The sequence below is a fragment of the Mesobacterium hydrothermale genome (assembly GCF_035818635.1).
In the GTDB taxonomy this organism is placed as follows: Bacteria; Pseudomonadota; Alphaproteobacteria; order Rhodobacterales; family Rhodobacteraceae; genus Mesobacterium_A; species Mesobacterium_A hydrothermale.
Genome location: NZ_JAYLLH010000016.1, coordinates 54411 through 77251, shown reverse-complemented (window position 1 = coordinate 77251; position 22841 = coordinate 54411). Strand labels below are relative to the sequence as shown.

Genomic DNA, 22841 nt, shown 5'->3' with positions numbered 1-22841 from the left:
CGCAGGCATTCCCCAACGCCTGCGGACAAAGTACTCTTGCGTGGCGGCCCGGCCCGGCGTATGTCCCGCGCGATCTGACAGGAAGGCTGGCCCATGCCCATTCTCGTGATGAAATTCGGCGGAACCTCGGTTGCCACGCTGGACCGTATCAAGCGGGCCGCGAAACGTGTCGGCGTCGAAGTGGCCAAGGGCTATGACGTCATTGTCATCGTGTCCGCCATGGCAGGCGAAACCAACAAGCTGGTCGGCTTTGTCGAAGAAACCTCTCCGCTTTACGATGCGCGCGAATACGATGCCATCGTCAGCTCGGGCGAAAACGTCACCGCTGGCCTGATGGCCCTGATGCTGCAGGAAATGGACGTGCCCGCGCGCAGTTGGCAGGGCTGGCAAGTGCCGGTCATGACCACCGATGCGCATGCCAGCGCCCGGATCGAGGACATTCCGCCCGCCAATATCCTGAAGAAATTCGAGGAAGGCATGAAGGTGGCCGTGGTCGCAGGCTTCCAGGGTGTCAGCCCCGAAGGCCGGATCACCACGCTGGGCCGGGGTGGCAGCGACACCACCGCCGTGGCTTTCGCCGCGGCCTTCAACGCCGAGCGTTGCGATATCTACACCGACGTGGACGGGGTCTATACCACCGACCCGCGGATCACCGACAAGGCCCGCAAGCTGGACAAGATCGCGTTCGAGGAAATGCTGGAACTGGCCAGCCTCGGCGCTAAGGTCCTGCAAACCCGGTCGGTCGAACTGGCCATGCGTTACAAGGTGAAGCTGCGCGTGCTCAGCAGTTTCGAGGAACAATCCGACGAAGCCGGAACGCTCGTCTGCGATGAGGAGGAAGTCATGGAAAACCGTCCCGTTTCGGGCATTGCCTACAGCCGCGACGAAGCCAAGATGACGCTGGTCAGCGTGGCCGACCGCCCGGGCATCGCCGCCGCCATCTTCGGACCGCTGTCCGAGGCCGGTGTGAATGTCGACATGATCATCCAGAACATCGCCGAAGAAGGTCGCACCGACATGACCTTTTCCTGCCCGATCAACCAGGTGATGCGCGCGGAAAAAGCGCTGAACGACGCCAAGGATCGTGGCGAGATCAACTTTCACGACCTGATCGCAGATACCAATGTCGCCAAGGTTTCAGCGGTCGGCATTGGCATGCGCAGCCAGTCGGGCGTTGCCGCAAAGATGTTCAAGACGTTGTCGGATGAAGGCGTCAACATCAAGGTCATCGCCACCTCTGAAATCAAGATCTCTGTCCTGATTGACCGCAAGTATATGGAACTTGCGGTTCAGGCACTGCACGATGCGTTCGAGCTGGAAAAAGCCTAATCTTCCCAATCGCCTGACCGGAGAGACCGGGCACCTGCTCTGCCCGATTTGGTCCCGGTACACTGCGACCCGATGCCGGCGGCCGCTTTGGTCTGCCCGCATTTTCATTTTTTCAGGCCGAGCAGTTTCTGCCCGGAAAAGTCGCAAATTCACAACACCTTTACGCACGAAACGTGCGTTTCAGAAACTAAATTCGCAATATTCTTGCCTTAATTTCTCGTCCACCTTGTGTTCAACCTTGCCGTGACCGGCCAGCGTGATAGACGAGAACGGCAGACAGCGGCACTTCCGCCGCACAGGTCAGCAGATGAAGGATCGCAATGGCGGATCGCACCGAATCGGAAAGCCGCAAGCTGCTTGGCCGCTTGCGCGACACCATGGCCGAAGACGCGGCAGGCCAGGCGCGCCTGGACAAGATCACCCACCTAACCGCCGATTCCATGGGCACCGAAGTGTGTTCGATCTACCTGTTTCGCGATCCCGAAACGCTGGAACTATGCGCCACGGAAGGCTTGAACAAGGACGCTGTGCACCAGACCCGGATGCGGCTGGGCGAAGGGCTTGTCGGCCGCGTCGCGCGCACCGGCACCATCGTGAACACCGCCGACGCACCGTCTGAACCCGGTTTCCGCTACATGCCCGAAACCGGGGAAGAGATCTTTTCCAGCTTCCTTGGCGTCCCGATTCAGCGGCTGGGCGAAAAGCTGGGCGTGCTCGTGGTCCAAACCAAGGCAAAGCGAGAATTTACCGCCGACGAACTATATGCGCTTGAAGTGGTCGCAATGGTACTGGCGGAAATGACAGAGCTTGGTGCCTTCGTTGGTGAAGGGGCGGCGCTCAAGGCACGCCATACCCAGCCTGCCCTGTTCCGCGGTGGCAGCGGGCAGGAAGGCTCTGCCGAAGGGCACGTCTGGCTGCACGAACCGCGCGTTATGGTGACCAACCTTGTCACTGACGACCCCGGGCGCGAACGCGAACGCCTGCAAAAGGCAGTCGATGAACTGCGGGTCAGCGTCGACCAACTGCTTGTGGGCACGAAGGATTCTGAACAGATCGAGGTGCTGGAAGCATATCGTATGTTCGCCAATTCCAAGGGTTGGATGCGGCGAATGACCGAAGACATAGACCGCGGCCTGTCGGCCGAGGCCGCTGTGGAAAAGGAACAGTCCGCCGCCCGCGCCCGGCTGAGCCAGGCCGCGGACGCCTACCTGCGCGACCGGCTGCACGATCTGGACGACTTGTCGAACCGGCTGCTCCGCATCCTGACCGGCCAGGGCGCAGAAACCGGCGCCACCATGCCCGAGGACCCGGTGCTGATTGCCCGCAACATCGGCCCAGGCGAGTTGCTGGAATATGGTCGCAAGCTAAAGGGCATCGTCCTGGAAGAAGGCTCTGTCGGGTCACATGCCGCGATCGTTGCCCGCGCGCTGGCGATTCCGCTGGTGATCCACGCCGACCGGATCACAAACGAGGCGCTGAACGGCGATCACATCATGGTTGATGGCGATCAGGGTGTTGTGCACCTGCGCCCCGATGACACCATCGTGTCTGCCTTTCGCGACAAGATGGCGATGCAGGCGCAGGCGCAGGAACGCTATGCCTCGATCCGTGACAAGGACTGCGTCACCAGATGCGGCAAGCGCATCACCCTGACGATGAACGCGGGGCTGATGGCCGACCTGCCGTCGCTGGCCAGTTCCGGGGCCGAGGGCGTGGGCCTGTTCCGCACCGAATTGCAGTTTCTGGTACGGAACCAGATGCCAAGCCGTACGGAACTGGCACAGCTCTATTCCCGGGTTCTGGACGCTGCGCAGGGCAAGCGCGTGGTGTTCCGCACGCTCGACATCGGGTCGGACAAGGTGCTGCCCTACATGAAGCCGCAGGAAGAGCCGAACCCGGCACTTGGTTGGCGCGCGATCCGCGTCGGGCTCGACAAGCCGGGCGTGTTGCGCATGCAATTGCAGGCCCTGCTGCGCGCGGCCAAGGGGCGCCCCTTGTCGATCATGTTCCCCTTCGTCGCCCAGTACGACGAATTCCGCGCCGCCCGGGACGAAATGGACAAGGCCATCGCCCGCGAAACCCGGCTTGGCCACGTGTTGCCCGAACGGATCGAGGTTGGCACCATGCTGGAAACCCCGTCATTGGCCTACGCCTCGCGCAGGTTCTTTGCCGAGGTGGAATTCCTGTCCATCGGCGGCAACGATCTGAAGCAGTTCTTCTTTGCTGCAGATCGCGAAAACGAACGGGTCCGGCGCCGGTATGACACCTTGAACGTTTCGTTCCTGACCTTCATCCAGGGTATCGTGGATCGTTGCGCGGAAACCGGGACCGATCTGTCCTTCTGCGGTGAAGACGCGGGGCGCCCGATCGAGGCCTTGTGCCTTGCCGCCATTGGCTTGCGGTCGCTGTCAATGCGCCCGGCGTCGATCGGCCCGGTCAAATCCTTGCTGATGAACACCGATCTGGACGCCCTGCGCGCTGTCATCGAAAACGCCCGCGATCGGGGGGAGCAGTCGGTTCGTCCGGCCGTGATGGATTTCCTTCACAACCGGACGTAGGCAACGTTTCGCACCAAAGGACCATTCTGGCCCGCCTTGCCCACACCTTTTTGCGCGGCCCCCGGAAACACCCTGCCCTTCGGCGAACCTGGAACCCGATACCCGGAGTGGTGCGATGGCCACCCGCGTTGCGCGGCGGCACGCCTGCGACTTTGCCGCATTAACCTTAAGCAAAGGTTAACCGTCGCGTTCAGGACACCCGTGCATGGTTGACCGGCAGATCGGTACGGTGCCGCAGGTCATCGACCAGCACAACAAAGGGCGTGCCGGTTTCTTCCGACAGGCGTCGCAGGCCAAAGACCACATGCGCCATCTGCTGATAGTAATCGCAATAGGCAAAGTTGGTGGCGACAGCCGTAACCGCCCCCAGCACCGGAACGGTCTGCACCGCAAGCTTGCGGCCCAGGACAGCGGCCAGTTTCGGCGCCACAAGACCGATGCCGATTAACACGTTGGCCCCGTTCAGCGTGGCCCGCGACGCCAGAAAATTCAGGTCAAGGTTGGTCGCCGCCCCTGCCAGCGGCCCCTGCGCAGCAAAAACCAGCAGCGCATCCTTTCGGGTTTGATCGTCGTCCGGGTCAAAGCCATAGTCTACTGCCACGGCCTGGATCGACCGCATCAGCAGGGTCACGGTGACGGGCAGTTCGGCCAGCGCCGTTGGCAAGCCACCCACCCCCCCGGCCAGTCCGGCCGCAGCGGTCGTGGCAGTATTGACCCATCCCTTTTGATCCTTGACCAACCCGCGCGTCCCGGAGGCTGCTGTCATTGCCGCCTCCAGCCCCCGGATGGTCAGCCCTTCCAGCCGCACCCGCGCAGCCGGCGGCAACCGGTCCAGCAGCGCATCGGTCGGTCCATTCAGCGAATTCAACAGCTGCACCCCAAGGTTCCCCGCCCGGCGATAGCGCCTTGCAAGTGTCTCCATCACCTCGTCCCGGTCCAGCGGACGCGGGATCAAATCGGTGACCTGAGGGGCCGGTTGGGTGTCGCGACGTGCCATTGCCAAAGGATGGGGCGCGCGCCGCGTTTTTTCAAGCGCCGCTGTCGATGCGGGTCACCTCTCCGGTCACGTCCTGCCACGCACCGTCCACCACCTCATACCCCAGAACCCGGTCCGGGTTGGTGGGGGGCGGCATCTCGACCCCGTGCAACTTGGTGAATCCGAAACGCCGATAATAGGGCTCATCCCCGACCAGAAGCACCCGCTCATGACCCAGTTCCGCAGCCCGTGCCAACGTATCCCGGATCAGCGCAGCCCCCAGCCCTTCGCCCTGCGCTGTCGGGTGCACCGCCACCGGCCCCAACAGCAGCACAGGCACGCGCCCGACGAGCACCGGCCAGTACCGGATCGCCCCCCCAAGGATGCCGGTTTCATCACGCGCGATCCGGCACAACGCCACGACCGGCGACACGTCTTCCCGCAGCCGATAGGACGACAGCGCCGTGCGTCCGGGCGCAAAGCAGGTGTCGTAAAGCGCCTCGACCTCCCACCAGTCCTCGGCTGTTTCGTTTTTGAGCACAAACACGCCCGGCCCCCCGTGCATTCGGTCCGGCTTCGGCCTATCACGGGGGAAAGCACTGTTCAAACAAGAGGAAACCGCGATGTTCTATCGCCCCGAAGACGGCCATGGCCTGCCACACAACCCGTTCAACGCCATCGTGACGCCCCGTCCCATCGGCTGGATCGCCACCCGCGGCGCGGACGGTCAGGACAACCTCGCGCCCTATTCCTTTTTCAACGCTGTGGCTTATGTGCCTCCTCAGGTCATGTTCGCTTCGACCGCCGCGAAAGAAGACCGCGGCGACACCAAGGACAGCGTCGCCAACATCCGGGAAACTGGCGTCTTCTGCGTCAACATCGTATCCTTCGACATGAAGGACATGATGAATCGCACCTCCGGCCCCTGGGGGCGGGACGTGGACGAATTCGCGGATGCGGGGATCGAAAAGGCAACATGTGAAACCATCGCCTGCTCACGCGTGGCTCAGGCGCCCGCCTCCCTCGAATGTAAGCTGACCGAGATCGTGAAACTGCCGGGCGCCGCCAACTTCGCCGTTTTCGGAGAAGTGACCGGCATCCACATGCGCGACGACTGCATGACCGACGGCATGTTCGACGTTACCCGTTTCAACCCTCTGACCCGCCTCGGGTACAAGGACTACTCGGTCATTCGGGATGTATTCAGCCTGACCAGACCCGGCGAGAGCTGACACTTTGCTTTCATCTTTCCGGCAAATACTCCGGGGTCCGGGGCAGCGCCCCGGACAGTCGCCAGACAGGACACGGCGCGTGTCGGCGTTCAATGCCCGCCCAGGATCCCGGTGCGCACTCCGTAGTTGACAGCGATTTCGTAGTCCGGGTCGTCGTCGCTGTCGACCATCACGTGGCCGGCCTTGGTCAACAGCTTGTGGCAATCACGGCTCAGGTGGCGCAACTCGATCCGCTTGCCGGCGGCCTCGTATTTGCCGGCAATTGCCTCGATCGCCTGCAAGGCGGACTGGTCCACGACGCGGCTGTCGGCGAAATCGACGATCACCAGCGACGGGTCACCGCCCACATCGAACATTTCGATGAACCCGTCGGATGACCCGAAGAACAGCGGCCCCTGAACCTGATAGACCTTGGCGCCTTCGGGCGTGGCATAGGTTTTCGCATGGATCCGCTTGGCATTGTTCCAGGCATAGGCCAGCGCCGACACGATCACGCCGACGACCACGGCCACCGCGAGGTCCTTGTAGACCGTCACCACCGTCACCAGCAGGATCACGAACGCATCGGTCAGCGGCACCCGCGTCAGGATCTTCAGCGAGTTCCACGCGAAGGTGCCAATCACCACCATGAACATCACACCGACCAGCGCCGCCAGAGGGATCAGTTCGATCAGCGGCGCGGCAAACAGGATGAAGGTCAGCAGAAACAGCGCCGCGGCGATGCCCGCGATCCGAGTGCGTGCGCCCGATTTAACATTGATCATCGACTGGCCGATCATCGCGCAGCCGCCCATGCCGCCGAAAAAGCCGGTCAACAAGTTGGCGGCCCCCTGCGCGATACATTCCTGGCTGGCCCCTCCGCGCTGGCCGGTCATTTCGCCCACAAGGTTCAACGTCAGCAGCGATTCAATCAGTCCGATGGCCGCCAGGATCACCGCGTAAGGCAGGATGATTTCAAGCGTATCCCAGGTCAATGGCACAGCGGGAACGTGGAAATCCGGCAGTCCGCCCTGGATCGCGGCCATGTCACCCACCCGCGGCACATCCAGACCCAGCCCGATCACCAGCGCCGCGACAACCGCAATGCCCGCCAGCGGCGCCGGGATCACCTTGGTGACTTTCGGCATGACCCAGATGATCGCCATGGTCAGCACGACAAGCCCCAACATCATGTAAAGCGGCATCCCCGACAGCCAGGCGCCACCGATCATGCCATGCCCGGTGTTTTCCATGCTGCCCGGCACCTTGAACTGGCTCATCTGGGCCAGGAAAATCACGATCGCCAAGCCGTTCACGAACCCCAGCATGACCGGATGCGGCACAAGCCGGATAAAACGACCCCAGCCCATTGCCCCGGCAAAAACCTGCAAGATGCCCATCAGGACAACAGTCGCGAACAGGTATTCAACGCCATGCTGCGCCACCAACGCCACCATGACCACCGCCAGCGCGCCTGTCGCACCGGAAATCATCCCCGGCCGCCCGCCGATCAGCGCTGTGACCAGCCCGACCAGAAACGCCGCGTAGAGCCCCACCAGAGGGTGCACGCCGGCGACGAAAGCAAAGGCCACCGCTTCGGGCACCAGCGCAAGCGCCACGGTCAGACCCGCCAACAGTTCGATCCGCAACCGCCCCGGCGTCAGCTTCTCGGTCGGGGAAAGGCTGAAATCGGGCATGTTCATTCGGTTGGCAAAACTTGCCAGTAGGGCACGGCGCATGGGGCAATCCTGTTCATCTGTTCGCGCGAGCGGCATAGGCCATGCACGCGCAAAGGGCCACCCGTCGCGGCGACAGGGGCGGCAATTCGTGCCATGTCTAGGGCTCTGACCCGTTTTTTGCACGGTATTCTTTCGTATGCGCCGACGCGGTGCCCGTCCTGTTGCCGCAAGGCGGCGGCGTGCGTCCGTTTGGCAGCCATTCCGGGCCTTTTCATTGCGCAGGCCCCGGTGCAGTCTGGCGCCAAGGCAACGCAAGCGGAGTGGCAGATGACGGACACGATGATCGGGGTGATCGGCGGATCGGGTATTTACGAGATCGACGGTCTGGAAGGCGCCGAGTGGGTCACGGTCGATACGCCCTGGGGGCCGCCGTCTGACGCGATCCTGACCGGCACGCTGGCGGGCGTGAAGATGGCCTTTTTGCCCCGCCACGGGCGCGGGCATGTGCACACGCCCACCTCTGTCCCCTATCGCGCCAATATCGACGCGCTGAAACGGCTGGGCGTGACCGACGTGGTGTCGGTCTCGGCCGTCGGATCGTTTCGTGAAGAATACGCGCCGGGCGACTTCGTGGTCATCGACCAGTATATCGACCGCAGCTTTGCCCGGGAAAAATCGTTCTTCGGCCCTGGCTGCGTGGCCCATGTCAGCGTGGCGCATCCCACCTGTTCGCGCCTGTCCGCTGCCTGTTTCGCGGCGGCGAAAGATGCGGGCATCACCGTGCATGCAGGTGGTACCTATCTGGTGATGGAAGGGCCGCAATTCAGCACGCTCGCAGAATCGAAGATGTACCGCGAAAGCTGGGGCTGTGACGTGATCGGCATGACCAACATGCCCGAGGCGAAATTGGCCCGCGAGGCCGAGCTGTGTTACACCTCGGTCGCGATGGTCACCGACTATGACAGCTGGCACCCCGACCATGGCGAAGTTGACATCAACGAGATCATCCAGACGCTTCTGGGCAACGCCGACAAGGGCCGAAAGCTGGTCGCGGGCCTGCCTGCCCTGCTGGGCGCTGCACGCAGCGATTGTCCGCACGGCTGCGATCACGCGCTGGATTTCGCCATCCTGACCGCCCCGGAAAAACGCGACCCTGCGCTTGTGGCCAAGCTTGACGCGGTGGCAGGCCGGGTGTTGGGCAATTCGTAAAGGAGCGCAGGATGGCATTTGACCTGTGGCTGACCTTCGTCGCGGCTTCGTTCGTTTTGCTGATCATACCCGGTCCAACGATCCTGCTGGTACTGGCCTATGCGCTGTCCAAGGGACGCAGCGTGGCCGTTTCGTCGGCGCTTGGCGTGGCAACCGGCGATTTCGTGGCGATGAGCCTTTCGCTGGCGGGGTTGGGCGCATTGGTGGCGACCTCTGCCGCGCTGTTCACCGCGCTGAAATGGATTGGGGCGGTTTACCTTGTCTGGCTGGGAGTAAAGCTGATCCGATCGGCACCGACAAGGGGCCTGTCGATCCCCCAGACCGAAATCAGCGCGCGCGGGATCTATTGGCATAACGCCGCCGTGACCGCGCTGAACCCGAAATCCATTGCCTTTTTCATCGCGTTCGTGCCGCAGTTCATCCGGACCGAACAGCCGCTGCTTCCGCAATTCGCGGTGCTCGTCGCGACTTTTGTGACGCTTGCGGCATTCAACGCGTTGGCCTATGCGCTGGCCGCTGACCGGCTGCGACAGGTGATAGGACGGGCGTCCGTCATCGCCTGGATCACCCGTGCGGGCGGGGCGACGCTGATCGCCATGGGCGTACTGACCGCCACGCTACGCCGCGCAACCTGACCCAAGGAGACACAAGATGCCCCCCGTCAAGACCGTCAAGGACTACATCCGCACCATCGTCGATTTCCCGCATGAGGGGATCATGTTCCGCGATGTGACCACACTGTTTGCCGACCCGCGCGGGTTTCGCATGGCGGTCGACCAGCTGCTTCACCCCTATTCCGGCCTGCATTTTGACAAGGTCGTGGGACTGGAAGCGCGCGGCTTTATCCTGGGCGGTGCGGTGGCGCACCAGTTGTCGGCGGGCTTTGTCCCGATCCGCAAGAAAGGCAAGCTGCCCGGCGCGGTGATTTCCGAGGACTACACGCTGGAGTACGGTGAAGCGGTGGTGGAAATCCACGACGACGCGATCCAGCCGGGCGAACGCGTTCTGGTGGTGGATGACCTGCTGGCCACCGGCGGCACCGCCGAAGCCGGGATAAAGCTGGTGGAACGACTTGGCGGCGAAATCGTCGGCTGCGCCTTTATCATCGACCTGCCCGATCTGGGCGGGCGGAAAAAGCTGCAAGACATGGGCATGGATGTGCATGCCCTTTGTGCGTTCGACGGGCTGTAGTCGGCGCGAGGGGGCGCTGCCCCCTCTGCCGCCTTCGGCGGCATTCACCCCCGGGATATTTGGCGCAAGATGATGTGGAGGACCGGAGCTTTGGGGATGCAAGCCGTTTGTGCAACGGTTCCGCGACTTCCGGTCCGGAACGCGCCGCATTGACAATTTGCGCTTGCACGACACATGTAGGGCCGCCATATCCGCAGCCAGTCCGTTTCAAGAGGTGCCCGTAGAAATGCCCGTTGTTGTCGTCGAATCCCCGGCTAAAGCCAAGACCATCAACAAGTATCTGGGCCCAAACTACACCGTTCTGGCGTCTTACGGACACGTTCGGGACCTGCCGCCGAAGGATGGGTCGGTCGATACCGAACATGATTTCGAGATGAAATGGGAGATCGCCAACGACAGCCGAAAGCATGTCGCGGCGATTGCCGAGGCGCTGAAGACAGATGACGAACTGATTCTTGCCACCGACCCCGATCGCGAGGGCGAGGCGATTTCGTGGCATCTGAAAGAGGCGCTGACGAAACGCCGGTCGATCAAGAAGACCACCAAGGTCGAGCGTGTCACCTTCAACGCGATCACCAAGACTGCGGTGACCGAGGCGATGGCCAATCCGCGTGACATCGACGCGCCGCTTGTCGAGGCCTATCTTGCGCGTCGGGCGCTGGATTACCTGGTGGGTTTCAACCTGTCGCCGGTATTGTGGCGAAAGCTTCCCGGCGCGCGGTCTGCAGGTCGGGTGCAATCCGTCTGCCTGCGGCTGATCGTCGAACGCGAGATGGAGATCGAGGCGTTCAGACCGCGCGAATACTGGTCGGTCAAGGCGGTGCTTGGCACGCCGCGCGGGCAGGAATACGAGGCCCGGCTGACGGTGCTGGCGGGCGAGAAGCTGGGCAAATACGACATTGCCAATGAAACCCAGGCCGAAATCGCGGTACAGGCGATCCGGAGCCGCGATCTGACCGTGCAATCTGTCGAGGCGAAGCCCGCGAGCCGCAATCCTTCGGCGCCATTCATGACCTCGACCCTTCAACAAGAAGCCAGCCGCAAGTTCGGTATGGGCGCGCGGCAGACAATGAACGCGGCGCAGCGGCTGTATGAGGCCGGACACATCACCTATATGCGGACCGACGGCATCGACATGGCGCGCGAAGCGGTTGACGCCTGCCGCGCCGCGATCAAGGACCGCTACGGCGCGGAATATGTTCCGGGCAAGCCCCGTATCTACAAGAACAAGGCCAAGAACGCGCAGGAAGCGCATGAATGCATCCGCCCGACCGAGATGGCGGCGGATGTCGAAAGACTGCGCCTGTCCGACCCCGATCAGCGCAAGCTGTACGACCTGATCTGGAAACGCACCCTCGCCTGCCAGATGGAAAGCGCGCGGCTCGAACGCACCACGGTCGACATCGGCAGCGCCGACGGGCAAGTTGGCCTGCGCGCCACCGGCCAGGTGGTGCTGTTCGACGGTTTCCTTCGGGTGTACGAGGAAGGCCGCGACGACCAGGTTGTCGATGAAGATGACAAGCGCCTGCCACAAGTGATGCAGGGCGAAAAGGCCGACAAGCGCGGCGTTACCCCCGACCAGCATTTCACCCAGCCGCCGCCACGCTATACCGAGGCGACGCTGGTCAAGCAGATGGAAGAGCTGGGCATTGGTCGTCCCTCGACCTATGCCAGCATCGTGACCACGATCCAGGACCGCGAATACGTCCGCAAGGAACAGAATCGCCTGATTCCCGAAGACAAGGGCCGGATCGTCACGATCTTTCTGCTCAACTTTTTCAAGCGCTACGTGGAATACGATTTCACCGCGGGTCTTGAAAATGAACTCGACCTCGTTTCGGCCGGGGAAGAGGACTACAAGGACCTGCTGGCAAAGTTCTGGCGCGATTTTTCAGTCGCAATTTCGGAGACGTCCGAGTTGCGCATCACAGAAGTTCTGGACGTTCTGGACGAGGCATTGGCGCCGCAGCTTTATCCGCCGCGCGATGACGGGTCAGACCCCCGCATTTGCCCGAAATGCGGGGTTGGCAAGCTGCACTTGAAGACGTCACGAACCGGCGGTTTTGTCGGGTGCGGCAACTATCCCGAATGCACCTATACCCGCCCGATCGCGGGCGAAGGCGCCGAGGGGGACGAGCGCCTTCTGGGGACCGATCAGGGTGACGAAATCTGGCTCAAGGCCGGGCGTTTCGGTCCCTATGTTCAGCGCGGCGAACCGACCCCGGAAAACAAGAAGCCGCCGCGCGCAAGCCTGCCCAAGAAGGGTGGCGCTTTCTTGCCCGGTTGGGATCCGGCGGACATGACGCTTGAAAAAGCGCTGACGCTGCTGACCATGCCGCGCATCGTGGGCATGCATCCTGATGGCGGGGAAGTCAGCGCCAACCTGGGCCGGTTTGGGCCCTATATCATGCACCAACTGCCGGACGAGCCGAAGCCCGTCTACGTCAACCTCAAGGAATTCCAGGAGGTTTTCGAAATCGGCATGAACCATGCGGTGGAATTGTTGGCCCAGAAACGTGCCAATCCCGGTCGCGGGCGCACCGCGGCTAAGGCTTTGCAGGGCTTGGGCGAACATCCGCAAAGCGGTGGCGCCGTGCAGATCATGGAAGGGCGTTATGGGCCTTATGTGAAATGGGACAAGGTCAACGCGACGCTGCCCAAGGACGTAAAGCCCGAGGACGTGACGATGGACATGGCTTTGGCGCTGATCGCTGAAAAGGCAGGCAAGAAACCCGAGAAGAAAGCCGTGGCGAAAAAGTCGACCGCCAAGAAACCGGCCGCCAAAAAGAAACCGACCAAGTAAGTTACCCTGACGGCCACCGTGTGTCTGAAGGGACGGGTAGCGCGCCGTTCCGGCGTCCGAAGGGCAGTGCCGACCCGATGCCGGCGCCTGGCCACCCCGAGGTTGCGCCCGACCGGAAAGACACGCTCCCAGGGCCGTCCCCCGATTGGGCACGCAGTGCCTTGCGTTCGGCTCGCCTGCCCCGATTGGCGCGCGGGTCGGGCTGACCTGACGTTTCGGCACAAAGGGCCTTGGAGGTGTCCATAAAGGGCAGCCTTCGTTGACTCTGGCGCTGCGGCGCGGCACAACCTCTGCGACCACTCGAGGGGAGACTTCCATGAACAAGGTTTACGGATCGGCGGCCGAGGCGCTGGACGGGGTACTGCGGGATGGCATGCTGATTGCCTCCGGCGGCTTCGGCCTGTGCGGCATTCCCGAGCTGCTGCTTGAAGCGATCAAGCAATCCGGCGTGAAGGACCTGACCTTTGCGTCCAACAACGCTGGCGTCGACGATTTCGGCATCGGCATCCTGCTGCAGACGCGGCAGGTGAAGAAGATGATCAGCTCGTATGTCGGTGAAAACGCGGAATTCATGCGCCAGTACCTGTCGGGCGAACTGGAGCTGGAGTTCAACCCCCAGGGAACCTTGGCCGAGCGCATGCGCGCTGGCGGCGCTGGCATCCCGGGTTTCTACACCAAGACCGGTGTAGGGACCGTGATTGCCGAGGGCAAGGAGCACAAGGAGTTCGACGGCCAGACCTATATCATGGAAAAGGGCATCTTTGCTGATCTTTCGATCGTCAAGGCGTGGAAGGCCGACACCACCGGCAACGCGATTTTCCGCAAGACCGCGCGCAACTTCAACCCGCCCGCCGCAATGTGCGGCAAAGTCTGTGTGATGGAAGTCGAGGAAATCGTGCAGCCGGGCGAGCTTGACCCTGATCACATCCACCTGCCGGGGATCTATGTGCATCGCATCGTGCAGGGCACCCACGAAAAACGCATCGAACAGCGCACCGTTCGCAAGCGGGAGAACGCATAATGGCCTGGGATCGTAATCAGATGGCGGCGCGCGCCGCACAGGAACTGCAGGACGGCTGGTACGTGAACCTTGGCATCGGGATTCCGACGCTGGTGTCGAACTACATCCCCGAGGGGGTGACGGTCACGCTGCAATCGGAAAACGGCATGCTGGGCATGGGCCCGTTCCCGTTTGAGGGCGACGAGGATGCCGACCTGATCAACGCGGGCAAGCAGACCATCACCGAGCTGCCGCACACCTCCTATTTCGATTCTGCGACGTCCTTCGGGATGATCCGCGGCGGCAAGATCGCCATGGCGATCCTGGGCGCGATGGAAGTGGCCGAGAACGGCGACCTGGCAAACTGGATGATCCCGGGAAAGCTGGTGAAAGGCATGGGCGGCGCGATGGACCTGGTGGCCGGTGTCGGCCGCGTGGTCGTTGTTATGGACCACACCAACAAGCACGGTGAGTCGAAGGTGCTGAAAGCGTGCACCCTGCCACTGACAGGTGCGGGTGTTGTCGACCGGATCATCACCAACCTGGGCGTTCTCGACGTGGTCGATGGCGGTTTGAAGATCGTGGAACTGGCCGAGGGCGTCAGCGAAGACGACATGCGCGCCGCCACACAGGCGACGCTTGTCGACTAACACCCCGAGGGGTTCAAATAAGGTGCGCGGCAGTACCGCGCAAAGGATCAGCTTGCGCCTAAGGGCGCAAGCCAGTTCAAGGGGGCGCTGCCCCCTTTGCCGCCCATGGCGGCATTCACCCCCGGGGTAAGTTGGCGACGAAAGACTTGGCTGGGCTATGCCCGAAGACCGACCCTTCAGGGCACCAGCGACAGCAGCCCGCCGGGTTGACGTTGGATTCGACCGTCAAGTTCCAGATCGGTCAGCGCCGGACTGACGGTTTTCGTTGGCATTCCCAAATCGCGGATCAACTGATCCTCTGCCACCGGGCTGGGGCCGAGGCGATCAAGGATCTGACTGTGCAGTGCGGCTGTTTCCTTGAGGCTGCGTTTGTCGGAACGCGGGACCGGAAGCGGTGGATCAAGGGGCAAGGCTGTCTGTGCGGGCGCATTCAGCGTCGGCAACGCCTCGATCACGTCATCTGCTGACCTCACCAATCGGGCGCCATCGCGAATCAGCATGTTGCAGCCTCCGGAACGGGCATCGAAGGGATGGCCGGGCACGGCCAACACCTCTCTGCCCTGATCGAGCGCGGCCCGGGCGGTGATCAATGAGCCGGAGCGGGCCGCCGCCTCGACCACCACAACTGCGCGGGACAGACCCGAGATGATGCGGTTTCGGGCGGGAAAGTGCCGCGCCTGGGGGTGCAGACCAAGCGGTTGTTCCGACAGACGGACCCCGCCCTTCTGTGCAATCTGGTCGGCCAGAAGGGCGTTTTCCCTGGGGTAGATCACATCAACCCCGCCGCCCATGACGGCGATCGTGCCCGTGGGCAGACTGGCCAGGTGCGCCGCAGTGTCTATGCCGCGGGCCAGACCTGAAACGACGACGAACCCGGCCTGCCCCAATCCTTCGGCCAAAGCCCGGGTCATGCGGGTGCCAAGCGATGAACAATTCCGCGCGCCCACCAACGCAATCATCGGGCGCGACAGCAACGAAAGGTCCCCGAGAGCCCAGAACATGGGGGGGGCATCGGAAATGTTTGCCAGTTGATCGGGATAGCCGTCATCGCCCCGGCAAATCAGGCACGCGCCCATTGCCCGACCAGCGCGCAATTCGGCTGCGGCGACGCGTTTCGGGCAAGTCGTGTAGTTCTCGACGCCGGCGGCACGCGCGACATCCGGCAAGGCCGAAAGCGCGGCCCCGGCATCGCCATGTTCGCCCATCAGCCGGTAAAATGTTGACGGACCGACGCGCCGCGAGCGCAAGAGGCAGAGCCAATCCAACCGAGCATCTTCCGTGGTGGGTGGGAGTAGGGGGTGTGTGGAAGAGATGTGGTCTTCGGTCATGCTGGCCCTGCCGTCTTGCAGGATCATCATTGCGCGCAGAGTGGTTAACCGCTGGTAAACACTGACAAACCTTTGCGGGAACTTCTCATAAAACACTGATTAGTATGTGCTTTTTCAGACAAACTGTCACCAAGTCACCCAAGTGCCCGACGTCGACGAGCAAAGACTCGTGCCAGGCAGCGCAGTGCGATCAGTTGCAGCAGGGCAAGGACCGGCCCGATCCAGGTTGCGATCGCACTGCCCAAGAGAACGGCCATCCCCCCGCCAACGATCCCGCCGCAGAGCATTACGATTGCCCATCCCCCGAGCCCGCGCCTTAGCAGCGCCTCCAGTAGCGGGGCGCCGACGATGTGGCCAACCCAACTGAACATGACAGATAGCGCAAAGAACAGGCCCGTCGCGGCCAGTATGCCACCGGTGACCTGGTCCATTTCCTGCCATGCCGCGCCGACCAATCCTATCATCAGCCCGATGATCACAGTCATAACCATCGCGGCGGGAATTGCCAGAACGGCTGGCACGATCCCCAACCCGGAAGCGAGCGCGGGATCGGATTGGATCGGGTGCCACCAGGGCGGAACAGACCCGCTGCGCATTGGCCCGTACCCGTCTGGTCAGCCGACCGCGAAGCAGGCCGGAGAGAGCCGCCTGAGGATCCCGGCATAGAGCAGCGCCAGCACTGGACCAAGCCGGATCAGCATGAAGCCCCCAAGCACGGAGGCTGTCAGAGCCCCAACCGCAAGACCCAGCAGCGACATCGACTTTCCGTCAAAAAGTCCGCGCTGCAAAAGCACGATCGTGACCGGGATGCCCACGACAAACCCGGCTGTTGCGAAGATGAAGGCGGAGACCATGGCCGCGCCAATGGCGGCGATCCAAATGGCCAGAAGCGGTGCTGTTTCGCCAATGGCGGGCGCAGTTTGCCCCAGCAGATACCCGATACCTGTCGCACTTGCCATGCACATTATGGCAGCGATGATGTGGCACCCCAGACTGGGCGTGCCGATGACTGACGTCATGCTTGCGCACCTCCTACTGTCAGCCCACCGATCATGACCGTCGGCTGGCCGACGCCCACAGGCACCCATTGCCCTTGTTTACCACAGTTGCCCATGCCCGGGTCAAGCGCCATGTCATTGCCCAGGGCGCGGATCTGTTGCAGGGCGGTTGCGCCATCCCCGATCAAGGTGGCCCCCTTCACCGGAGCACCGACCTTGCCGTTCTTGACACGGTAGGCTTCGGTGCAGCTGAACACGAACTTGCCATTGGTGATATCGACCTGACCGCCGCCAAAGCCCACAGCCCAGATGCCGTCTTTCAGATCGGCCACAATATCGCCCGGATCGGCATCGCCGCCCAGCATGTAGGTATTGGTCATCCGCGGCATCGGGATATGCGCATAGGATTCGCGGCGCCCGTTTCCGGTGGGTTCCACCCCCATCAGGCGGGCGTTTTGCCGGTCCTGCATAAAGCCGACAAGCACACCATCCTCGATCAGAACGTTCTTGCCGGCAGGGGTGCCTTCGTCATCGACTGTGATCGAGCCGCGACGGTCCGGTATGGTGCCATCGTCCAGAACGGTGACCCCTCTGGCCGCCACTTGCTGTCCCATCAGCCCAGCGAAGGCGGAACTGCCCTTGCGGTTGAAGTCGCCTTCCAGCCCGTGGCCCACGGCTTCGTGCAGCAGAATGCCGGGCCAGCCCGGTCCCAGCACGATATCCATCACCCCGGCCGGCGCAGGTTCCGCAGACAGGTTGACCAACGCAATCCGAAGCGCCTCGCGTGCCTTGGCCTGCCAATCGGCTGGGTCCAGCAACCCATCGAGCAGCACCCGGCCCCCGCCCCCGGCGGTGCCGGACTCGCGGCGGCCGTTTTCCTCGACGATCACGCTTACATTGACGCGGGTCATCGGACGCGTGTCGCTGACCTGAATGCCATCGGGGCGCAGGATCACCACCTCTTGCAACGAAGCGGCGATTGACGCGCTGACCTGCACCACGCGGGGCTCCAGATCCCGCAGGAACGCGTCAATCTCTCTTAAGGTTTCGACCTTGACCGGAAAGCTGTGCCCGGAAATCGGATCGGCGTCGGTGTACAGTTTGCGGTTGGTTCCCGCCGGCGCCTCGGCCCATGTACCACCACCATCGCCCACCGCCAGACGCGCGGTTTCTGCCGCGCGCTTGATCGCGGATTCGCTGATCTCGGTGGAATGGGCATAGCCTGCGACTTCGCCCTTGACCGCACGCAGCCCGAATCCTTCAGAGGCGTCGTAGCTGGCTGTCTTGATCCGGCCATCGTCAAACACCACCATTTCGCCCCGGCGACGTTCCAGAAACAGCTCTCCATCTTCGGCCCCATCCAACGCCTCGCGCAGAATCGCCCGGGTTTTCACCGGATCCAGCGTGGTTTCGAACGGGCGGAAAGCGGTTTCGGCCATGGACATTCCCCTTATGTTTGATCTAGATCAAAAAAAGCGCCGTTTTGCCGCAAGCAAAAATCTTCCGGTGGCAGGCAGAATATGGTTTCTAAACACAGACAACTCAATGGGGAGAGAGCGAGTTGTGGAACGTCGAATCGCAGATTCGCCGCTCTCACGGCTTTTTCCTATGACAGACACGCAACCGATCAGGGTGAACTATGCGACTGACTTCCTTGTCCCTGGGCCTCTTCAGTGCCTTTTCCGCCGTTCCCGCCTTTGCGCAGGACGGGCTTGAGATCATCGGCAAACCGCATCAGGGCGGGCTTGGCTTCCAGCCGGCGGCGACCGAACTCGCGCACGATCTTCAGTGGCTGGACGGCCTGATCCTGGTGATCATCACTGCCATCGTCCTGTTCGTGGTCGGGCTGATGGTCTATTCGTTCATCCGCTTCAACCGTCGTGCGAACCCAAACCCGTCGACCTTTACCCACAACACCCCGATTGAAATCGCCTGGACGGTGATCCCGATCGTGATCCTGGTGTTCATCGGTGCGTTCTCGCTGCCGGTTCTGTTCAAGCAGCAGGAAATCCCCGAAGCCGACCTGACCATCAAGGTGACCGGGTACCAGTGGTACTGGGGCTATGAATACGTCGACCACGAATTCGCGTTCGACAGTTTCATGCTGGCGAAGGACGAACTGGCTGACTACGGCTATGACAACAGCCTGTACCTTCTGGCCACCGACACCGCGGTTGTCGTGCCCGTCAACAAGACCGTCGTGATGCAGGTGACCGGCGCCGACGTGATCCACTCCTGGACCATTCCGGCCTTCGGCGTGAAGCAGGACGCAGTTCCCGGCCGTCTGGCGGAACTTTGGTTCAAGGCCGACAAGGAAGGCGTGTACTTTGGCCAGTGCTCGGAGCTTTGCGGCAAGGACCACGCCTACATGCCGATCACCGTCAAGGTCGTCAGCCAGGAAACCTATGACAACTGGCTGCGCGGTGCGATCGACGAATACGCCGGCAAGCCGCTCGACTTTGACGTGGCCGCCGCCAACTAAGACGTGACGGGCGGGGCCAGCCCCCGCCCGTTTCCGAAATGCCCCCCCCACAGAGGTTCAGAAATGAGCGATACCAGCATCAACACCGGCGCAAAGACCGATGCCTATGGCCCCGAGGCGCAGCTGGGTGATTATTTCGCCCTTCTGAAGCCCCGCGTCATGACGCTGGTGGTGTTCACTGCGCTGGTCGGATTGCTGGCAGCACCCGTACCCGTTCACCCCTATATTGCCTTCTGCGCCATCCTGTTCATCGCCATCGGTGGCGGCGCATCCGGTGCTTTGAACATGTGGTGGGATGCCGATATTGACGCCGTGATGCGCCGCACGCAAAAGCGCCCGATCCCTGCTGGCAAGGTCCAGCCGGGCGAGGCGCTGGCTCTGGGCCTGGCGCTGTCGGGGTTTTCGGTCATGTTCCTGGGTCTCGCCGCCAATTGGGTGGCCGGGGGGCTGCTGGCTTTCACCATATTCTTTTACGTGGTCATCTACACGATGTGGCTGAAGCGCTGGACGCCGCAGAACATCGTGATCGGCGGTGCCGCCGGGGCGTTTCCCCCGATGATCGGCTGGGCCGTGGCCACTGGCGGGATCAGTGTCGAATCCGTGCTGATGTTCTGCCTGACCTTCATGTGGACGCCGCCGCATTTCTGGGCGCTGGCGCTGTTCATGCGCAACGACTATGACGACGCCAAGGTTCCGATGCTGACCGTGACCCACGGTCGCCGCGCGACCCGCATCCATATTCTCGTCTACACCCTTTTGCTGGCCGTTCTGGCTGTCGGGACCGCCTTCACATCCATCGGCGGGCCAGTCTACCTGGCTGTGGCCGTGGTGCTTAACGCGCTGTTCGTCAAAGGTGCCGTGCAAATCTGGCGCCGGAACGAAGACGACAGCGAGGCCGACAACTTTGCCATCGAAAAGCGGTTCTTCAAGCTGTCGCTTCTGTATCTTTTTGCGCATTTCGGCGCGATCCTGCTGGAAGCCGGGCTGGAACGCTTTGGCATGGGAGGCTGGGCATGATTTCCCATCAACATGAAATCCACCGTCGCCGTCACGGTCGCAACGTGGGCGTCGCCCTGTTGCTGGCAAGCTTCATTGTACTGGTCCTTGGCCTGACTGTGGTCAAAGTGACCCGTGGCGGCTTTGAACGGATTGGAACGACACAGGAGCAAAGCCAGTGAAAAACCTGTCCGGACCACAGAAAACCGTCGCTCAAACTGTCGGCGTCGTTGTCATCATGGGATCGCTCGCCTGGGCATCCGTGCCGTTCTATGACTGGTTTTGTCGCGTCACCGGTTTTGGTGGCGCAACAAACGTGGCGGATGCCGGCAGCGACGTAATCCTCGACCGCGAAATCACCATCCGCTTCGATGCGTCGAAGGAACGTGACTTTCCGTGGGAATTCAAACCCGTCGTTCGGGAAATGACCCTGCGCATCGGCGAAACGGGGCTGGCCTTCTACGAGGCGTATAACCCGACGGACAAGCCGGTCGCCGGTTCGGCCAGCTATAACGTCACGCCCTACGAGGCAGGCGGGTTCTTTTATAAGATCCAGTGCTTCTGCTTCGAAGAGCAAATCCTGATGCCGGGTGAGCGCGTCCAGATGCCGGTGACTTTCTATGTCGATCCCGAAATCGTCGACGACCGCGACGCGAAGTACACCAAGCACATTACCCTGTCTTACACCTTCCACCAGATCGACTTGCCCGAAGAGGTTCAGGCCGGACTGAAGGTGGAGCAGGACAAAACCGTCAACTGACGCCAGCCAACGAGGGAACCAATTACATGGCGCATGCGAAAAACCACGATTATCACATTCTGAGCCCCTCCATCTGGCCCTTCCTGGGTTCGGTGTTCGCGTTCATCATGCTGTTTGGAGCCGTAAAGCTGTTCCACGGGTCGGCCCCGTGGATCTTCCTGATTGGCTTTGTCGGCGTCCTGTACGTGATGTTTGGCTGGTGGTCGGAAACCATTGCCGAAAACCAAGCCGGCGATCATACCCCCGTGGTGCTGATCGGCCTGCGCTATGGCTTCATCCTGTTCATCATGTCCGAGGTCATGTTCTTCGCCGCATGGTTCTGGAGCTTCTTCAAGCACGCCATGTACCCGATGAACCCCGACGGCCTGAGCCCGGCGATCGACGGCGTCTGGCCGCCTGCCGGGATTGAGACGTTCGACCCTTGGCACCTGCCGCTGATCAACACCCTGATCCTGCTGTGCTCAGGCGCCGCTGCGACGTGGGCGCACCACGCACTGGTTCACGAAAACAACCGCAAAGACATGGTCTCCGGTCTGGCCATCGCCGTTGTTCTGGGCCTGATCTTTACCGTGTTCCAGGCTTATGAATACAGCCACGCCGCGTTCGGTTTTGCCGGCAACATCTACGGCGCGAACTTCTTCATGGCGACCGGGTTCCACGGTGCGCATGTGATCATCGGGACGATCTTCCTGTTCATTTGCATGCTGCGCACGATGCGCGGACATTTCACCCCCGAAAGCCACCTCGGCTTTGAAGCGGCGGCGTGGTACTGGCACTTCGTCGACGTGGTCTGGCTGTTCCTCTTTGCCGCGGTCTATATCTGGGGCGGCTGAGCCGAACACAGAATAACAACAGGAAACGCGCGAACACTGACGCCCCGCCAACCTGGCGGGGCGTTTTTTATAAGGCTCCGCGACCGCAAGGCGGTTGAAGCCCGCCCCTTGGGTCGGGTAAAGCGGGCCAGATAACACGCGACCCGAGGCACGCAATTGAAACGCATCCTAGCCCCCCTGCTCTTCGGCCTGATCGGCGCCGGAATTCTGGTCTGGCTGGGAACATGGCAGATTCAGCGGCTGGCTTGGAAGCAGGGCATCTTGTCTGAGATCGAAAGCACGATTTCCGGTGACCCGATCCCCCTGCCCGCGCAGCCCGCCCCCGAAAACGACCGTTACAAGCCGGTCAACCTGACCGGCACCATCGGCCCAGGGGAACTGCATGTGCTGATGTCGATCAAGCAGGTCGGCGCAGGGTTCCGCATCATCGCGCCGCTGACGCTGGACGATGGCCGCAAGGTCCTTCTTGACCGCGGTTTCGTCCCAGTCGAGGACAAGACCAAGACGCGCCGTATCGGCCAAGTGACCGTCAGCGGCAACCTCCACTGGTCAGACGACCGTAACAGTTCGACCCCCGACAACGATGTGAACAAGAACATGTGGTTCGCCCGCGACCTTGACCAGATGGCCGCGCAACTGGGCACCGAACCCGTGCTGATCGTCGCGCGCCGCGAAACCCCGGCCGATCCCGGCCTGCGCCCGGTGCCGGTCGACACGGCCGGCATCCCCAACGATCACCTGCAATACGCCATCACCTGGTATTCGCTGGCCGTGGTGTGGCTGATCATGACCGCCTATTTTATCCGGCGGACGCTGAAACCCAAGGAGGCCTGAGGCC

Annotated in this window: 22 protein-coding genes; 15 read left to right on the top strand and 7 right to left on the bottom strand. The window is 62.1% G+C overall.

What is annotated here, in order from left to right:
- Positions 1 to 93: 93 nt before the first annotated feature.
- The gene (locus VK792_RS12165) at positions 94 to 1329 is read left to right on the top strand and encodes an aspartate kinase (protein WP_326297778.1); all 1236 of its coding nucleotides are present in this window, start codon (positions 94 to 96) and stop codon (positions 1327 to 1329) included.
- A 320-nt stretch (positions 1330 to 1649) separates the two neighbouring features.
- Positions 1650 to 3887 (top strand): phosphoenolpyruvate--protein phosphotransferase, encoded by a 2238-nt coding sequence (gene ptsP / locus VK792_RS12160; RefSeq protein ID WP_326297777.1) that lies wholly within the window; start codon positions 1650 to 1652, stop codon positions 3885 to 3887.
- Positions 3888 to 4077: 190 nt separating this feature from the next.
- On the opposite strand, the gene VK792_RS12155 is transcribed toward ptsP, so the two are convergent.
- Together VK792_RS12155 and VK792_RS12150 are read right to left on the bottom strand one after the other, a co-directional pair.
- On the bottom strand, positions 4078 to 4884 hold the full coding sequence (locus VK792_RS12155; RefSeq protein ID WP_326297776.1) for an EcsC family protein: 807 nt from the start codon (positions 4882 to 4884) through the stop codon (positions 4078 to 4080).
- Between the two features lie 31 nt (positions 4885 to 4915).
- Positions 4916 to 5410: a GNAT family N-acetyltransferase gene (locus VK792_RS12150; RefSeq protein WP_326297775.1), complete on the bottom strand. Its 495-nt coding sequence runs from the start codon at positions 5408 to 5410 to the stop codon at positions 4916 to 4918.
- Positions 5411 to 5486: 76 nt separating this feature from the next.
- On the opposite strand from VK792_RS12150, the gene VK792_RS12145 reads away from it, so the two are divergent.
- Positions 5487 to 6095: a flavin reductase family protein gene (locus VK792_RS12145; RefSeq protein WP_326297774.1), complete on the top strand. Its 609-nt coding sequence runs from the start codon at positions 5487 to 5489 to the stop codon at positions 6093 to 6095.
- A gap of 89 nt (positions 6096 to 6184) precedes the next feature.
- Here the strand turns inward: VK792_RS12145 and VK792_RS12140 are convergent, their stop codons facing one another.
- Positions 6185 to 7813, bottom strand: coding sequence for a SulP family inorganic anion transporter (locus VK792_RS12140; protein ID WP_326297773.1), 1629 nt, complete (start codon positions 7811 to 7813; stop codon positions 6185 to 6187).
- Positions 7814 to 8080: 267 nt separating this feature from the next.
- Between VK792_RS12140 and VK792_RS12135 the strand changes: the two genes are divergently transcribed.
- The 6 genes from VK792_RS12135 (at position 8081) to VK792_RS12110 (ending at position 14606) form a co-directional block, all read left to right on the top strand.
- Entirely contained in the window at positions 8081 to 8962 is an 882-nt protein-coding gene (locus tag VK792_RS12135; RefSeq protein ID WP_326297772.1) for an S-methyl-5'-thioadenosine phosphorylase, read from the top strand.
- An 11-nt stretch (positions 8963 to 8973) separates the two neighbouring features.
- Positions 8974 to 9597, top strand: a complete 624-nt coding sequence (locus VK792_RS12130; RefSeq protein ID WP_326297771.1) for a LysE family translocator — start codon at positions 8974 to 8976, stop codon at positions 9595 to 9597.
- 16 nt (positions 9598 to 9613) lie between these two features.
- Positions 9614 to 10153, top strand: coding sequence for an adenine phosphoribosyltransferase (locus VK792_RS12125; RefSeq protein WP_326297770.1), 540 nt, complete (start codon positions 9614 to 9616; stop codon positions 10151 to 10153).
- A 226-nt stretch (positions 10154 to 10379) separates the two neighbouring features.
- Positions 10380 to 12956 (top strand): type I DNA topoisomerase, encoded by a 2577-nt coding sequence (gene topA, locus VK792_RS12120; protein ID WP_326297769.1) that lies wholly within the window; start codon positions 10380 to 10382, stop codon positions 12954 to 12956.
- Between the two features lie 316 nt (positions 12957 to 13272).
- Positions 13273 to 13977 (top strand): CoA transferase subunit A, encoded by a 705-nt coding sequence (locus VK792_RS12115; RefSeq protein ID WP_326297806.1) that lies wholly within the window; start codon positions 13273 to 13275, stop codon positions 13975 to 13977.
- Positions 13977 to 14606: a 3-oxoacid CoA-transferase subunit B gene (locus VK792_RS12110; RefSeq protein WP_326297768.1), complete on the top strand. Its 630-nt coding sequence runs from the start codon at positions 13977 to 13979 to the stop codon at positions 14604 to 14606. Before VK792_RS12115 ends, VK792_RS12110 begins: the two co-directional genes overlap by 1 nt.
- 176 nt (positions 14607 to 14782) lie before the next feature.
- On the opposite strand, the gene dprA is transcribed toward VK792_RS12110, so the two are convergent.
- From dprA to tldD, 4 genes are all read right to left on the bottom strand, one after another.
- The gene (gene dprA, locus VK792_RS12105; protein WP_326297767.1) at positions 14783 to 15934 is read right to left on the bottom strand and encodes a DNA-processing protein DprA; all 1152 of its coding nucleotides are present in this window, start codon (positions 15932 to 15934) and stop codon (positions 14783 to 14785) included.
- 134 nt (positions 15935 to 16068) lie between these two features.
- Positions 16069 to 16425 (bottom strand): hypothetical protein, encoded by a 357-nt coding sequence (locus VK792_RS12100; protein ID WP_326297766.1) that lies wholly within the window; start codon positions 16423 to 16425, stop codon positions 16069 to 16071.
- Positions 16426 to 16548: 123 nt separating this feature from the next.
- Positions 16549 to 16953 (bottom strand): hypothetical protein, encoded by a 405-nt coding sequence (locus VK792_RS12095; protein WP_326297765.1) that lies wholly within the window; start codon positions 16951 to 16953, stop codon positions 16549 to 16551.
- Positions 16950 to 18371 (bottom strand): metalloprotease TldD, encoded by a 1422-nt coding sequence (gene tldD, locus VK792_RS12090; RefSeq protein WP_326297764.1) that lies wholly within the window; start codon positions 18369 to 18371, stop codon positions 16950 to 16952. The genes VK792_RS12095 and tldD overlap by 4 nt, the downstream gene beginning before the upstream one ends.
- Positions 18372 to 18571: 200 nt before the next feature.
- Between tldD and coxB the strand changes: the two genes are divergently transcribed.
- The 6 genes from coxB to VK792_RS12060 all read left to right on the top strand — a co-directional run bounded on the left by coxB (position 18572) and on the right by VK792_RS12060 (position 22837).
- A complete protein-coding gene (gene coxB / locus VK792_RS12085; protein ID WP_326297763.1) occupies positions 18572 to 19414 on the top strand; it encodes a cytochrome c oxidase subunit II in 843 nt (280 codons plus the stop codon).
- A 63-nt stretch (positions 19415 to 19477) separates the two neighbouring features.
- Complete coding sequence (cyoE, locus tag VK792_RS12080; protein ID WP_326297762.1) at positions 19478 to 20431, top strand: heme o synthase; 954 nt, start codon at positions 19478 to 19480, stop codon at positions 20429 to 20431.
- Positions 20428 to 20592 (top strand): cytochrome c oxidase system small membrane protein, encoded by a 165-nt coding sequence (locus VK792_RS12075; protein WP_326297761.1) that lies wholly within the window; start codon positions 20428 to 20430, stop codon positions 20590 to 20592. Before cyoE ends, VK792_RS12075 begins: the two co-directional genes overlap by 4 nt.
- Positions 20589 to 21170, top strand: a complete 582-nt coding sequence (locus VK792_RS12070) for a cytochrome c oxidase assembly protein (RefSeq protein WP_326297760.1) — start codon at positions 20589 to 20591, stop codon at positions 21168 to 21170. Before VK792_RS12075 ends, VK792_RS12070 begins: the two co-directional genes overlap by 4 nt.
- A 26-nt stretch (positions 21171 to 21196) precedes the next feature.
- Positions 21197 to 22003, top strand: a complete 807-nt coding sequence (locus VK792_RS12065) for a cytochrome c oxidase subunit 3 (RefSeq protein WP_326297759.1) — start codon at positions 21197 to 21199, stop codon at positions 22001 to 22003.
- 156 nt (positions 22004 to 22159) lie between these two features.
- Positions 22160 to 22837: an SURF1 family protein gene (locus VK792_RS12060; RefSeq protein WP_326297758.1), complete on the top strand. Its 678-nt coding sequence runs from the start codon at positions 22160 to 22162 to the stop codon at positions 22835 to 22837.
- Positions 22838 to 22841: the final 4 nt, after the last annotated feature.